Annotated in this window: 13 protein-coding genes; 6 read left to right on the forward strand and 7 right to left on the reverse strand. The window is 71.5% G+C overall.

What is annotated here, in order from left to right:
• Nucleotides 1-21 precede the first annotated feature (21 nt).
• Nucleotides 22-699: an NUDIX domain-containing protein gene (locus tag AB0J67_RS15290; RefSeq protein WP_363481998.1), complete on the forward strand. Its 678-nt coding sequence runs from the start codon at nt 22-24 to the stop codon at nt 697-699.
• 3 nt (nt 700-702) lie between these two features.
• On the opposite strand, the gene AB0J67_RS15295 is transcribed toward AB0J67_RS15290, so the two are convergent.
• Together AB0J67_RS15295 and AB0J67_RS15300 are read right to left on the reverse strand one after the other, a co-directional pair.
• Nucleotides 703-1,641, reverse strand: a complete 939-nt coding sequence (locus AB0J67_RS15295) for an NlpC/P60 family protein (protein WP_363482001.1) — start codon at nt 1,639-1,641, stop codon at nt 703-705.
• 149 nt (nt 1,642-1,790) lie between these two features.
• A complete protein-coding gene (locus AB0J67_RS15300; RefSeq protein ID WP_363482004.1) occupies nt 1,791-2,618 on the reverse strand; it encodes a laminin G domain-containing protein in 828 nt (275 codons plus the stop codon).
• A 181-nt stretch (nt 2,619-2,799) separates the two neighbouring features.
• Between AB0J67_RS15300 and AB0J67_RS15305 the strand changes: the two genes are divergently transcribed.
• Entirely contained in the window at nt 2,800-4,773 is a 1,974-nt protein-coding gene (locus tag AB0J67_RS15305; protein ID WP_363482007.1) for an N-acetylmuramoyl-L-alanine amidase, read from the forward strand.
• 60 nt (nt 4,774-4,833) lie between these two features.
• On the opposite strand, the gene AB0J67_RS15310 is transcribed toward AB0J67_RS15305, so the two are convergent.
• The 5 genes from AB0J67_RS15310 to AB0J67_RS15330 all read right to left on the reverse strand — a co-directional run bounded on the left by AB0J67_RS15310 (nt 4,834) and on the right by AB0J67_RS15330 (nt 11,299).
• On the reverse strand, nt 4,834-5,835 hold the full coding sequence (locus AB0J67_RS15310) for an NlpC/P60 family protein (protein ID WP_363482010.1): 1,002 nt from the start codon (nt 5,833-5,835) through the stop codon (nt 4,834-4,836).
• Between the two features lie 265 nt (nt 5,836-6,100).
• Nucleotides 6,101-7,111, reverse strand: coding sequence for a hemolysin family protein (locus AB0J67_RS15315; RefSeq protein WP_363482013.1), 1,011 nt, complete (start codon nt 7,109-7,111; stop codon nt 6,101-6,103).
• A complete protein-coding gene (locus tag AB0J67_RS15320) occupies nt 7,104-8,417 on the reverse strand; it encodes a hemolysin family protein (RefSeq protein ID WP_363482079.1) in 1,314 nt (437 codons plus the stop codon). Before AB0J67_RS15320 ends, AB0J67_RS15315 begins: the two co-directional genes overlap by 8 nt.
• Before the next feature lie 227 nt (nt 8,418-8,644).
• Entirely contained in the window at nt 8,645-10,813 is a 2,169-nt protein-coding gene (locus AB0J67_RS15325) for a (Fe-S)-binding protein (protein ID WP_363482016.1), read from the reverse strand.
• 222 nt (nt 10,814-11,035) lie between these two features.
• The gene (locus AB0J67_RS15330) at nt 11,036-11,299 is read right to left on the reverse strand and encodes a cell division protein CrgA (RefSeq protein ID WP_363482019.1); all 264 of its coding nucleotides are present in this window, start codon (nt 11,297-11,299) and stop codon (nt 11,036-11,038) included.
• Nucleotides 11,300-11,414: 115 nt separating this feature from the next.
• Here AB0J67_RS15330 and AB0J67_RS15335 point away from each other — a divergent pair, with 115 nt between their 5' ends.
• Genes AB0J67_RS15335 through AB0J67_RS15350 form a run of 4 tightly spaced genes read left to right on the forward strand, consistent with a single transcriptional unit; the run spans nt 11,415 to nt 14,491 of the window.
• On the forward strand, nt 11,415-12,224 hold the full coding sequence (locus AB0J67_RS15335; protein ID WP_363482022.1) for a DUF881 domain-containing protein: 810 nt from the start codon (nt 11,415-11,417) through the stop codon (nt 12,222-12,224).
• A gap of 18 nt (nt 12,225-12,242) precedes the next feature.
• The gene (locus AB0J67_RS15340; RefSeq protein ID WP_363482025.1) at nt 12,243-13,547 is read left to right on the forward strand and encodes a class E sortase; all 1,305 of its coding nucleotides are present in this window, start codon (nt 12,243-12,245) and stop codon (nt 13,545-13,547) included.
• The gene (locus AB0J67_RS15345; protein ID WP_363482028.1) at nt 13,547-13,831 is read left to right on the forward strand and encodes a hypothetical protein; all 285 of its coding nucleotides are present in this window, start codon (nt 13,547-13,549) and stop codon (nt 13,829-13,831) included. The genes AB0J67_RS15340 and AB0J67_RS15345 overlap by 1 nt, the downstream gene beginning before the upstream one ends.
• Nucleotides 13,832-13,843: 12 nt before the next feature.
• A complete protein-coding gene (locus tag AB0J67_RS15350; RefSeq protein ID WP_363482031.1) occupies nt 13,844-14,491 on the forward strand; it encodes an aminodeoxychorismate/anthranilate synthase component II in 648 nt (215 codons plus the stop codon).
• Nucleotides 14,492-14,503: the final 12 nt, after the last annotated feature.

Here is a 14,503-nt window from a genome sequence, read left to right on the forward strand (position 1 = left end):
GTCAAGGTGGTGATAAATCAGATGGCCGACTATCCGGAGTTCTCCGTCACCGCGGACCTCGTGGTGCTGACCGTCCGCGACGCCGCGCTGCAGGTGCTGCTGGTACGCCGCGGCGTCGAGCCCTACCGCGGAGCCTGGGCCCTGCCCGGCGGCTTCGTGCACGCCGACGAGGACCTCGACGCGGCGGCCGTGCGCGAGCTGCACGAGGAGACCGGACTCACCGCCCCCGGCGGGCACCTGGAACAGCTGGCCAGCTACGGCACGCCGGACCGGGACCCCCGCGGCCGCGTGGTCACCGTGGCATACCTGGCGCTGCTGCCGGACCTGCCGACCCCGGTCGCGGGCAGCGACGCGGCGGGCGCGGCCTGGGTCACCCTGCCCGTCGCGGAGCTCGCCTTCGACCACGCACGGATCCTGGCCGACGGGGTCGAGCGGGCGCGGGCGAAGCTGGAGTACACCCCGCTCGCGACGGCGTTCTGCCCGCCCGAGTTCACCATCAGCGAGCTGCGCGCGGTGTACGAGACGGTGTGGGGCGCGCGGCTCGACCCGCGCAACTTCCATCGCAAGGTGACCTCGACGCCCGGCTTCGTCGAGCCGGTCGGGCGGTCCGTCACGGCAGAGCGGGGCCGTCCGGCGCAGCTGTTCCGCCGGGGCCCCGCCCGCGTGCTCCACCCGCCGATGCTCCGGCCGGGCTCGTAACCGCTAGGCCGGGCGGCCGTAGCTGTGGATGTTGCCGTCGTCCATCCGGCGCATCGTGATCGGCTGGCCCGAGCGTGAGGCGTGCACGATCCAGCCGCTGCCGGCGTACATGCCGACGTGGTGCAGGTCGCTGTAGTAGAACACCAGGTCGCCGGGGCGCAGGTCGGCCCGGCTGACCGACTTCACCGCGGCCCGCTGCGCCTTGGCGTTGTGCGGCAGGGACACTCCCGCCGCCCGCCAGGCGGCCATGGTGAGCCCGGAGCAGTCGTAGTGGTCAGGCCCGGAGGCGCCCCAGACGTAGATCTTGCCGATCTGCTTGCAGGCGAACTTGACCGCCTGCGCGCCGGCGCCGCCCGGGTACGCCGTCGGGCACGGCACGGGGGCCAGCTTGCCCGTCCCGGACAGCGTGCCGTACGCCTCCAGCCGCAGCTTGTTCAGCTTCTTGATCTCGGCCTCGATGGCGTCGGCCCGGCCGGCCTGCTCCGCCTCGGTCTTCGTCAGCTGCGTGACCAGCTCGTCCAGCGGCTTCTTGACGTCGTCCAAAGCAGACTTAGCGGCGAGCACGTCGGCGATGCGGGCCTTCTTGTCGTGCGCCAGCTGGTCGAGCACCAGCAGCCGGTCGGCGACCGCGCCCGCGTCCCCACTGCGCAGGAAGGCGTTGACCTGGGCCAGCGTGCCGCCGCGGTAGAGCTGGTCGGCCAGCACCCCGATGCGGGTGCGGGTGACGAGAACCTGCTGCTCCAGGGGTGCGAGCTGCGCGTTGAGCTCGGCCGCCTTCTTCCGCTGCTTGGCCAGCTGGATCTTCGTCGCGTTGTGCTCCTCGATGACCGGCTCCAGCTTGTTCCACTGCTGGTCGATCTGCTTCTCGATCTCCGCCGGGGTGGGGCTCGCGTGCGCGGGCACGGCGGGCGCGAGCAGGGCGAGGACCGTGGCGGCCGCCATCAGCAGGCCGCGTGGTATTCGTGGTGCGCGGGGAAGCCCTTCTAGGGGCTGATTATGGCTACACACAAGGGTTCACGTTAGGCAGCGCCGCCGCAAGAACGCAAACCGGTCGATGCACCTGCGTGTCACGTGGCCCTATCGAGCGGCGATCATCCGATCTCGACGTACACGTCGTCGAGCGTGCCGTGGAACTGGTCGTTGTTGGTGGCGACGCCCTTGCCGCCGATGCGCAGCGGCGCCTCGTTGGTGATGTCGAGCTCGGCCGGGATGGCGACCTCGTTCTCCGCCACGCCGTCCACCTCGATGCGCAGCCGGTCACCCTGGCGGACGCAGTCCACCGTGTGCCAGCGGCCGTCCGCCACGCTGCTCTTCGCCTTCGCCACGTGGATGCCGTTGACGCCGCCCACCGGCCCGGCGACCACGCAGCTCGGCTGGCCCTTGGCGCCGTCGACCTGCAGCTTGAACTGGCTGCCGGTCTGCGAGTAGCCCTTCTGCACCAGATTGGAGCCGTCGCTGGTCTCGTCCGCGGTCATCAGCACCGCGGCGCCCCAGTGCAGCAGCCCCGTGCCGGGGTTGAGGGCCACGTCGGCACCGGCCTCCAGGATCGCCCGCGGGCACTGCTTCGGGTCGGCCTGGACGCACCGCTGCGGGAAGCGGACCGCGAATCCGCCGTCGCGCGGCACCAGCCGGACCTCGCCGCCGGTCGCCCGCTCCTCGCGCACCGCCGGCTTGCCGGCACCGGCCGCCCTGACCAGCTTGAGGCCGTCGGTGAAGTCCAGCAGCACGCCGTGCGCGCCGGGCGTACGCGACGGCTTGGCGCTCGGGCTGGGCGAGCCCGCCGGGGACGGCGGAGCCGCGGAGGGCGCGGCCGCGTCCGGGGCCGGATCGTCGCCGGACTGCCGCACGAACACCACCACGGCCAAGGCCACCACGACCACCAGGCCCGACACTGCCGCGATCCACCATCTACCCCGCATTCGCTCATCTTTACCAGATGTCGTGGTCAGCCCGTGTCACCGCTTCGGACAGCGCGTTTGTCGGGTAGGCGGCTCATCCTATGAAGATTAGTTTCATTACCGAAACTCAATCCGGTAACTATTGACTACCCGACCGGCCGAAGGCAGGGTGACCGCATCGGACACTCGAAGGGAGCCGAAAGTGTCACCCCGAATCCCCCTGCGCCGCCTGGCGGTGCTCACCGCGGCCGGTGTCGGGCTCGCCTCCGGCCTCGTGCCGGTCGCCGCCCAGGCCGAGTCGCCACCATCCCGGCAGGCCGACTACCAGGCCGCCGCCGAGGAGTACGGCGTGCCCGTCGACGTGCTGCTCGGCGTGTCCTATCTGGAGTCGCGCTGGGACGCCAACGCCGGGACGCCGAGCACCTCCGGCGGCTACGGCCCGATGCACCTCACCGACGCGACCTACGTCGCCGCGCTGCCGACCGGCGCCCCCGAGGCCGCCGAGGAGGCCGTCCCCGAGGACGCGCGCGGCGACGACAGCCGCCCGAAGGCGGCCGGGCACCCGGTGGACGCCCCGCCGCCCGCCGAGGCCGCCCTGCACACCCTGCCCGCCGCGGCCGAGCTGACCGGGCTGTCCACCGAGACGCTGCGCACCGACCCGGTGGCCAACATCCGCGGCGGCGCCGCGCTGCTGGCCTCGTACCAGCAGCAGCTCGGTGCCCCGCGCGGTGCCGACACCGACCCGGCGGCCTGGTACGGCGCGGTAGCGCGCTACTCCGGCGCGGACACCGAGCAGGCCGCGGCGGCGTTCGCCGACGAGGTCTACACGACGCTGCGCGAAGGCGTCAGCCGCACCACCGACGAGGGCCACCAGCTCGCGCTGGCCGGCCGCGGCGTCACCCCCGTGCGGGACTGGCTGGTCCGGCTCGGCCTGCGCAAGCTGGCCCGCCCGGACGGCATCGAGTGCCCGATCGACATCTCCTGCGAGTCGCTGCCCGCTCCGTACCAGGCGTTCGGCGACGGCGACTACGGCAACCACGACCTGGGCGACCGGCCGCAGTCGCAGCGCATCGAGTACATCGTCATCCACGACACCGAGGCGAGCTGGGCCACCACCCTGAAGCTGGTCGCCGACCCGACGTACGTGAGCTGGCACTACTCGCTGCGCTCGGTCGACGGCCACATCGCCCAGCACGTCAAGGCCAAGGACGTCGGCTGGCACGCGGGCAACTGGTACGTCAACGCGAAGTCGATCGGCCTGGAGCACGAGGGCTTCGCCGCGCAGGGCACCTGGTACACCGAGGCGCTCTACCGTACGTCGGCCAAGCTGGTGCGGCACCTGGCGCTGCGGCTGGGCATCCCGCTGGACCGCAAGCACATCATCGGCCACGACAACGTGCCCGGCACCATCACCTCGACCGTGGCCGGCATGCACTGGGACCCGGGCCCGTACTGGGACTGGGCGCACTACTTCGACCTGCTCAAGGCGCCGTTCCGCGGTCTGCCCGAGGCGCTGTCCGAGCACGCCGGACTGGTCACGCTGAACCCGGACTTCGCCACCAACAAGCCTGCCTTCACCGGCTGCACCGGCCCGGCGAGCAACCCGTGCCCGGCCCGCTCCAGCTCGTCGGTCATCCTGCGCACCGCGCCGGACCTGACCGCGCCGCTGGTGCGCGACCCGGGCCGCTGCGGCACCAGGGCCAGCACCATGCTGGTCAGCGACCACTGCGCGCGGGCCTCGGCAGGGCAGACCTACGCCGTGGCCGAGCGCACCGCCGAGTGGACCGCGATCTGGTACCTCGGCCAGAAGGCGTGGTTCCGCAACGCCGACGCCGGACCGCTGTGGAACGTCGGGTTCGTCGTCGAGCCGAAGCCCGGCCTGGCGAGCATCCCGGTGTTCGGGCGGGCCTACCCGGACGCGGCCGCCTACCCGGCGGGCGTGCCGGTGCAAGCGGTCAGCCCGTACGCGCAGTACACGATCGCGGCGGGCCAGCGCTACGCGGCCGGTCCGGTGCTGACCGGCGAGTACTACCGGGCCAGCACGTTCGACTGGTCGTCGCCCGGGGACGGCACCGTGATCCGGGGCGACCTGAAGTACGTGCAGATCCAGTTCGGCCACCGCATCGCGTACGTGCTGCGCGACGACGTGGTGCTCCGCCCGGCCGTCGTGCTCTGATCGACCGGAACGGCGAAGGGCTCCCCGCGATCCGCGGGGAGCCCTTCTTCGCGCGCTCGGTCAGCTCGGGCGGACGTACCCGGCGACGGGCATGTACTTGATGTAGGCCATCCGGACGACGTCACCGGTGTGCGGCGCGTGCACCATGACCCGCTCGCCGTTCACGGTGCCGACGTAGATGCCGACGTGGTGCAGGTCGCTGAAGAAGAAGACCAGGTCGCCGACCTTGGCATTGGCCGCGCTGACGCGGGTGCCCTCGCCCCACTGGTCCTTGGTGTAGTGGCTGAGGCCGACCCCGGCCTGCTTCCACGCCTGCTGGGTGAGGCCGGAGCAGTCGAAGGTGTTCGGACCGGCGCTGCCCCACACGTACTTCTTGCTGATCTGCTTGCAGGCCCACGCCGCGGCGGTCTGGCCCTTGCCGCTGCCCATCTGGGCCGGGCAGGCGTTGCCGATCTTCAGCGAACCGCCGGGAGCGCCCGAGCCGTAGGCCTGCGTACGCAGCTTCTGCAGCCGCGTCATCTCCGCCTCGATGACCTTCTTCTTGGCGGCCATGTCGAGATCCTTGGCCTTCTGGTCCGCGATCGACTGGTCCAGTGCGGTCTTCTCGACGTCGTACTTGGCCTTGGCCTCGGCCGTCGCGGAGATCTGCTGCTGCTTGTCGTGGGCCAGGTAGTCGAGGATCATCAGCTGGTCGGCGAACTGCTTCGGCGACCCGCTGGACAGGATCGCGTTGACCTGCGCGCTCCGGCCGCCCTTGTAGTACTCGGCGGCGATGACGCCGACCCGGGTCCGGGTGACCTCCACGGTCAGCCGGAGCGGCGAGAGCTTCTGCTCGATGGCCGCCGCCTTCTTCTGCAGCTTCTTGAGGTCGCTGTGGACCTTGTTGTACTCCTCGATCAGCGGCTCGAGCTTCTCCCAGGTCTTGCTGATCTCGGCCTCGATCTCGGCGATCGAGTCCGGCTCGGCCTGGGCGGGCAGCGCCGGCGCAAGGCCGACGAGCAGCGCAGCCACCAGCACGAGCGCCCTGGTCAGCGAGCGCGACGCGGTACGGAGGGGGGTCACCGGAGCTCCTTTTCCGCCTACCGCCACCGGGCGAAGGAGGGGCCCCGGCTGCGGTGTCCGGTGCGGGGTCGCGAGGGGTCACGGCCCGGCGTACGCACCCGACGGTCACCAACCCTAGAAAACAAGGTGAGTCGGTTTCAAGCCGATGGCGGGACAACTTCGCTGAGCTGCGCCGATGTCACGCAGCGTGCCCCGCCGGCGCGGTGTTCGGAGCTCCGGCCACGCGGTCATCACCGCACGGCCGGAGCTTCGATCACGGAGGGTGTCAGGCCGCCGGGGCCATGATGGCGTTGAGGACGTCGTCCAGGGTGACCACGCCGACCGGCACCTGACCCTCGCTCACCAGCACGATGTGCCGGCGCTCGCGGCGCATCGACAGCAGCAGCTCGGCCAGCGAACGCTCCGGCGGCACGATCGCCAGCGGCCGGATCAGCCCGCCCGGGATCGGCTCGCGGCGGCTCGCGCCCTCCATGCCGAGCACGTCCTTGATGTGGACGAAGCCGAGCACCCGCCGGCTGCCCCGCGACACCACCGGGAAGCGCGAGCGGCCGGTGCGGGTCGCCAGCACCTCCAGGGTCGCGGGCGAGGTGTCGTCGGTGACGCTGGTGACCGACGACCAGGGCCGCAGCGCGTCCGCAGCGGTGCGCTGGTGCAGCGCCAGCGCACCCGCGATGCGGGCATGCTGCTCCGGGTCGAGCAGGCCCTCCGTGTGCGCCTGGGCCACCAGGCCGGCCAGCTCCTCCGCGGTGAACACGGTCTTCACCGCGTCCGCCGCCTCGATCCGCCACAGCCGCAACACCTGCCGCGACGCCCACTTCATCGCGACCAGCAGCGGCTTGGTCGCCACGCAGAACGCCAGCATCGGCGGGCCCAGCCACAGCACGCTCGCCTCGGGACCGGCCAGGGTGATGTTCTTCGGCACCATCTCGCCGATCACCGTGTGCAGGAAGACCACGATCAGCAGCGCGATCACGAACGCGGTGGGGTGCAGCATGTTCTGCGGCATGCCGAGCGCGTGGAACGGCCGCTCGATGAAGTGCGCCAGCGCCGGCTCCGCGATCGCACCCAGCGCCAGCGAGCACAGCGTGATGCCGAGCTGCGCGCCAGCGATCATCAGCGGGATCTGGTTCATCGCCGACAGCGCCCAGGCCGCGGGCCGCGACGTCTGCGCCTTCGGCTCGATGACGGTGCGCCGGGAGGCGATCAGCGCGAACTCCGCGCCGACGAAGAACGCGTTGCCCAGCAGCAGGCCGACGGTGATCAGCAGGTCAGTCATCGTCGTCGCCCGCCAGCCGCACCAGCCGCACCTGCTCCACCCGGTGCCGGTCCATCTCCACCACCGTGAACTCCCAGTCGTTGGCCAGCACCGTGTCGCCGACCCCCGGGATCCGGCCCAGCTGCGCCATCAGGTAGCCGGCGAGCGTCTCGTACGGCCCCACGGGCAGCCGGAAGCCGGTCTGCTCGTCCAGCTCGTCCTCGCGCAGCATGCCGTCCACGAGCCAGGTGCGCACCCCGCCCGGCACGGTCACCTCGACCGAGCCGGACTCCTCCTCCTCGGCCGTGTCGTGCTCGTCGGCGATCTCCCCGACCAGCTCCTCGACCAGGTCCTCGATGGTGACCACGCCGTCGGTGCCGCCGTACTCGTCGACCACGATGGCGAAGTCGGACCGGCCCGCACGCAGCGCCGCGACCACCTTGTCCAGATCGAGCGAGCCGGGCACCAGCACCGGCTCGCGGGCCACCGCGGCGACCGTGGTCAGCGCGCGCCGGGCCGGCGGCACCGCCAGCGCGTCGTTGACCGACACGACGCCGGTCACCGTGTCCAGCGTCTGCTCGTACACCGGAAAGCGGCTGTGCCCCGTCTCCCGCACCGCCTCGAACAGCTCGGCGACGGTGGCCGAGCCGGCCAGGCCCACCACGTCGATGCGCGGCGTCATCGCCTCGGCCGCGTGCTTGTCACTGAACCGCACCGTGCGCTGCAGCAGCAACGCCGTCTCGGTCGGCAGCGCGCCCGCCTGCGCCGAGATCGCGGCCAGCAGCCCCAGCTCCTCCGGCGACCGCGCGCTGGCCAGCTCCTCCTGCGGCTCGATGCCCATCCGGCGGACCAGCCAGTTCGCCGAGTCGTTGAGCGCGTTGATCAGCACCTTCAGGGCCCGGGAGAACAGGCGCATGGGTCCCGCCGTACGCAGCGCGACCGGCATCGGCCGCGACAGCGCCGCGTTCTTCGGCACCAGCTCACCGAAGAGCATGGAGAACAGGGTCGCGATGCCCAGCGAGACCACGTGGCTGAAGCCCGCGGACAGGCCCATCGGCTCGACCAGCGGCCGCAGCGCGGGCTCGGCGAGGTAACCGGTCAGCAGCGCGGTCAGCGTGATGCCCAGCTGCGCGCCGGACAGCTGGAACGACAGCTCGCGCAGCGCCCGGCGCACCGTCCGCGCGGGGCGCTCACCCCGCTCCGCCCGCGCGTCGATCTCCGCCCGGTCCACCGTGACGAGCGCGAACTCCGCCGCCACGAAGAACGCCGTGCCGAGGGTGAGCAAGACGAACAGCAGGATGTACAGGAACTCAGACAGCACGTCGATGACCAGATCACCTCAGCGCGAGATTCTACTGTGACACGGCGCCCGCTCCGCGGGCGCGGCGCTCGGCCCTGTCACGGCGCCCGCCTCCGCGGGCGCGGCGCTCGGCCTCTCAGCCGGTCGCACCCGCGCGTCGCTGCATCGCTGCGCGATGTCACGCTCCTTTACGGGTGCGACCGGCGGCCGAGCGCGGGTGTTGCGCTCGGCCGGGCCGTTCCGCCTCTGGTGTGTCAGGCCGCGGGGGTGGGTTTGACGGAGCGGAGCAGGACGGTGGCGACGTCGATGACCTCGACCTCTTCCTGTCCCTTGCTGCGGACGCCGTCGGTGATCATGGTGGAGCAGAAGGGGCAGCCCACGGCGATGGTCTTCGCGCCGGTGGCCAGGGCCTCCTCGGTGCGCTCGACGTTGATCCGCTTGCCGATGCGCTCCTCCATCCACATGCGCGCGCCGCCGGCGCCGCAGCAGAACGAGCGCTCCTCGCGCCGGCCCATCTCCAGGATCCCGGTGCCGGACCCGGCGGACGTGGTCGCGCCGGCGCCGATCGCCGCGCCCAGCACCTCGCGGGGCGGGGTGAACACGCGGTTGTGCCGCCCGAGGTAGCACGGGTCGTGGTAGGTCAGGCCGCCGTCGACGGGCGCGACCGGGGTGAGCTTGCCGATCTTGACGAGGTGGGCCAGCAGCTCGGTGTGGTGCACGACCTCGACCTCGAGACCCAGCTCCTTGTACTCGTTGCCGAGGGTGTTGAAGCAGTGCGGGCAGGTCGCGACGATCTTCAGCGCGCCCGTCTCCTTGATGGTCTCGACGTTCTGCTGCGCCAGCATCTGGTACACGAACTCGTTGCCGATCCGCCGCGCCGGGTCGCCGGTGCAGGTCTCGTTGTTGCCGAGGATCGCGAACTTGACGCCCGCCTCGTTGAGCAGGGTCGCCACCGCGCGGGTGGTCTTCTTGGCCTTGTCCTCGAACGCGCCGGCGCAGCCGACCCAGAACAGGTACTCGAACTCCTCGACCTCACCCACGCGCGGGACCGCGAAGTCCAGGCCCTTGGTCCAGTCCTCGCGGGTGTTCGGGGGCGCGCCCCACGGGTTGCCCTTGTTCTCCAGGTTGCGCAGCATCGCGCCGGCCTCCGACGGGAAGCTCGACTCGATCATCACCTGGTAGCGGCGCATGTCGACGATGTGGTCGACGTGCTCGATGTCGACCGGGCACTGCTCCACGCAGGCGCCGCAGGTGGTGCACGCCCACAGCGCGTCGGGGTCGATCACGCCCAGCTCCGCGGCGCCGCCGATCAGCGGCCGCTCCGCCTCGGCCAGTGCCAGGGCGTTGACCTGCGACAGCTGCTCAGGGGTGCCCTTCTCGTCCCCGGACAGGTCCTTGCCGCCGCCCGCGAGCAGGTAGGGGGCCTTGGCGTACGCGTGGTCGCGCAGCGACAGCACGATCAGCTTCGGCGACAGCGGCTTGCCGGTGTTCCACGCCGGGCACTGCGACTGGCAGCGGCCGCACTCGGTGCAGGTCGAGAAGTCGAGCAGGCCCTTCCACCCGAAGTGCTCGACCTGGGACACGCCGAACGTGTCCTTCTCCGGGTCGGCCTCCTCGAGGTCGATCGGGGCGCCGTTGGAGGTCATCGGCTTGAGCGCGCCCAGCGCGGGGGCGCCGTCGGCGTTGCGCTTGAACCAGATGTTGGGGAAGGCCAGGAAGCGGTGCCAGGCCACACCCATGGTCACGTTGAGGCCGATGGTGATGGCCCAGGTCATGGAGACCACGATCTTGACGAGGGCGGTGATCGTGATCGCGTTCAGCGACGCGGGCAGCACCTCGCCCAGCGCGTGCGACAGCGGGGTGGCCCACGCCGGGTGGTGGAACAGCCCGTTCGCGACCTTGAAGCCGCGGATCAGGAAACCGAGCACCAGGACCGCGAGGATCACGTACTCGACGAAGTAGGCCTGCCACATCGTGGAGCCCGCGAAACGGGAGTTGGACGTGCGCGAGGGCCGCTGGCGCAGGCGGATGGCGATCAGGACGATGATCGCCGGGATGCCGAGGATGCCGATCCACTCGGTGACGAACGCGAACACGTCCCAGCCGCCGACGATCGGCAGCTCCCACGCCGGGTTGACCACCTCGAGGTACGCGCCCGCGACCAGCGTCGACAGCACGATGAAGCCGATCATCACGAACCAGTGCGCCGCGCCGACGACCGACCACTTGAGCATGCGGGTGTGCCCGAAGGTCTCCCGCAGCATGGTCTTCCAGCGGGTGCCGCGGTCGTTGGAGCGCGTCGGGTCGGGCTGGCCCAGCCGGATCACCGCGAGCATCTGCCGCACCGCCCGTACGACCAGCACCACCGCGACCGCCGTCATGGCGAACGCGATGACCGTACTGACGATCTGAACGACGCCCATACCCACGCCTCCCTGCGTCGGAACAGCCCTGTGTATACGTCCCTCCGGAGCTTACGCCCTAGTTACCGTTCAGTAATGTGAGGGTTCGCACAGGCTGCCCATCACCCTAGGTCAGCGGGCACGCCGACGGGCGCGGACGGCTCCGGACAGCATTCGAGGTCGCGGCATCGCATGAACGGCCGCGACCTCGAACGCGAGCTATCGTGGACGGCTCGGAGCGGCCTAACGCCACTTCGAGAGCAGGCCCAGCGCGCCGACCATGGCGCCGAAGCCGACAGCGAGGTTCCAGTAGCCCCATCCGGCCACGGGATACTCCGTGGAGGACAGGTAGTAAACGACCAGCCACGCGATGCCGAAAACGATCAGGCTGACGGCGGTGACCGGCAGCCACATCGGGCTCGGCTTCTTCTCCGCGGCGGTCGCGTTGGGCAACACGTCCGTCGGCGGCGTGTAGATCTTCTTCTTGCGGACCTGCGACTTCGGCACGGTTGTCTCCTGGAGGGGCCCTGCCCACACCGGTCGATGACCTCGGGCATGGGCCTGAATAATGTTCGACAGATAGCGTAGTCAGGTCAGCGCGTTTTGGCACGGAGGGGGAGTGGTGGAATACACATCCGGCGCCTCGTCATGGCGCAAGGCCGTGCTCCGGGCCGGGCGCGCGTTCGGCCGGCTCCCCGGCAAGCGCCGCAGCGGCTGGACCCTCGGCGTGCCCCTGATCGCGGCCACGGCCGGCCTGCTGTTCACCATGAGCGCCACCACCTCGGCGGGCACCTCGCTGCGCGAGGACCAGAGCGTCGAGCTCAGCGAGCTGATCGGCAAGAAGGAAGACGAGACGCAGGCCGCCCGGATCCGGGTGGATCAGCTGCGCAACGAGATCGACGGGCTGACCGACGCGATGGCCGTCGGGGACACCCCGGTCGCCCAGGAGCACGCCCGCGGCGAGGGATACCTGGCCGCCGCCGGGCTGACCGCGGTGCACGGCCGGGGCCTGACCGTCCGCATGGACGACGCGCCCAACAGCAACGACGACGACCTCGCCCCCGGCACCGCCACGCAGGACGACCTGGTGGTGCACCAGCAGGACGTGCAGGCCGTGGTGAACGCGCTCTGGGCGGGCGGCGCCGAGGCCATGACGATCATGGGCGTACGCGTCATCACCACCACCGCCGTGCAGTGCGTCGGCAACACGCTGCTGCTCGACGGCAAGCGTTACTCTCCACCGTTCGTGATCTCGGCGATCGGCGACCCGGCCCGGCTGCAGGCGGCGCTCGACGCCTCCGCGGGGGTGCAGGCCTTCCGCGACGCTGTACGCGACTACGGCCTGGGTTATAGCGTCACCCGCGAGGCGGACATCCAGGCACCCGCCTACCAGGGGTCGGTGCTGCTGCGCCATGCTTCGGTCCCGCGCTGACACGACCCGGAGAGCGACATGAGCAGGCACAGGGCGCCGGATTCCGCGGACGACGACCAGACGACCGTGTTCCCCCGGGTGACCGACGAACCCGTGGCGGCCGACCCGGCCGCGGCGGACTCCTCGATCACGAGCGTGCTGCCCGTGGTGCCCGCCGACGCGACCACCGTGCTGCCGGCGATCTCCACCCCGCCCGCGCCGGCGCCGCGCCCGGCCCCGCCGAGCCCTGCTCCCCGCGCCGCGGCGCCGCGCCCGGCCGCACCGGCGGGCCCCGGCACGCCGGTGAGCCCGGCGCCGGACCCCTCCCCCGGCACGCCGGTGAGCCCGGCCCCGCAGGCCGCTGCCGCGCCGGTGAGCCGGGCCGAGGCGGACGACGCGACCACGCATCTGCCCCGGATCTCGGACGACACCACCCAGCTCCCGCGGATCGCCAAGCCCGCGCCCGCCGTGGCGACCGGCCGGGCGACCGCCACCGACGAGACCGGGCTGCTCGGCGCGATCCCGCCCACCCCGCCGCCGTCGGCGGACGAGCCCAAGCCCGCGCCGAAGCCGCGCTGGGCCGCCGAGCCCCCGCCCCCGCCGGTCAAGGCGATCCGGGCCGGCGACAAGAACTACCGCAGCATCCACGCGGAGTACACCCGGACCACGGTGGGCTCGGTGGTGCGCACGACGCTGCGCGGCACCGGCGAGCTCATGATCACGTTCGGCCTGGTCATCCTGCTGTTCGCCGCCTACGAGGTGTGGGGCAAGACGGCCATCGTCGACGCCCACCAGAGCGAGCTCGAACAGCAGCTCAACTGGGGTGAGCCCACCGTCGGCGGGCCGACGCCCACGCCGAGCCCGTCGGCCGCCGGCAAGCCCAAGCCGCCGCCCGCCGGGCAGCCGGTCGCCAAGCTCTGGATCCCCAAGCTGGACAAGCACTGGGTGGTGGTGCAGGGCGTGACGCAGAAGGACATCCGGTACGCGCCCGGCCACTACCCCACCAGCGCGATGCCGGGCCAGCAGGGCAACTTCTCCGTGGCCGGGCACCGCAACCGGGCCACGTTCTGGGACCTGGACAAGCTCCACGGCGGCGACAAGATCGTGGTGGAGACCCCGGACATGTTCTACGTGTACGAGGTGGTCAAGCAGCGCATCGTGCTGCCGTCCGCAGTCGAGGTGGTGCGGCCGGTGCCGCCGACCATGACCGCTGGCAAGCTGCTCACGCTGACCACCTGCAACCCGAAGTTCGACAACTACCAGCGTCTGATCATCCATGGGACGCTCGTGCACGAGCAGCCGCGCTCCGCCGGGCCGCCCGCCGAGCTGGCAGGAGCCGCCTGATGTACGCGTGGATCTGGCGGAAGCTGCCCTTCGGCCTCGGCGGCAAGATCGGCGGCTCCCTGGTGCTGCTCGGCATCGCGGGCGCGCTGCTGTGGTACGTGATCTTTCCGTGGGCGGAGCCGCTGCTCCCCTTCGACGATGTCCAGGTCGGCGACCCCGACAGCGGATACTCGCAGCTGGAGGACCCGTTCGAGATGCCCGGAGCACCCTCCGGGGACCCCGGCGACGGTCATGACATCCCGTACGACACCGGGGTCACCCCGGCACCGTCCAGCTCGAGCTAGCAGGTGAGGGCCATGCGCGTTCTCGTGATCGACAACTACGACTCGTTCGTCTACAACCTCGTGCAGTACCTCGGCCAGCTCGGGGTGGAGTGCGAGGTCCGGCGCAACGACGAGATCAGCGTCGCCGACGTGGGCCGGCTCGGCGCCGACGGCGTGCTGCTGTCCCCCGGTCCGGGCGCGCCCGAGTCGGCCGGCATCTGCCTCGACGTCATCGCCGAGTACGCCGGCAAGCTCCCGCTGTTCGGGGTGTGCCTGGGCCACCAGGCCATCGGGCAGGCCTTCGGCGCCACCGTGACCCGCGCGCCGGAGCTGCTGCACGGCAAGACGTCGCAGGTCACGCACACCGGAGCGGGTGTGCTGGCGGGCCTGCCGGACCCGTTCACCGCGACCCGCTACCACTCCCTCGCCGTCGTCGAGGACACCCTGCCCGCCGAGATCGAGGTGACGGGGCGTACCGCGTCGGGTGTGGTGATGGCGATGCGGCACCGCACCCTGCCGATCGAGGGCGTGCAGTTCCACCCGGAGTCGGTGCTCACCCAGGGCGGCCACCTGATGCTGGCGAACTGGCTGGCCGCCTGCGGCCACCCTGCGGCGCTGGACCGCGCCCCGGCCCTGGCCGACGAGGTCGAGCAGCGCCGACTGGCGGCCTTCCCGGCCTGAGCCCCGCACCCG

It is taken from the genome of Catellatospora sp. NPDC049609 (assembly GCF_040675365.1).
Lineage (GTDB): Bacteria > Actinomycetota > Actinomycetes > Mycobacteriales > Micromonosporaceae > Catellatospora.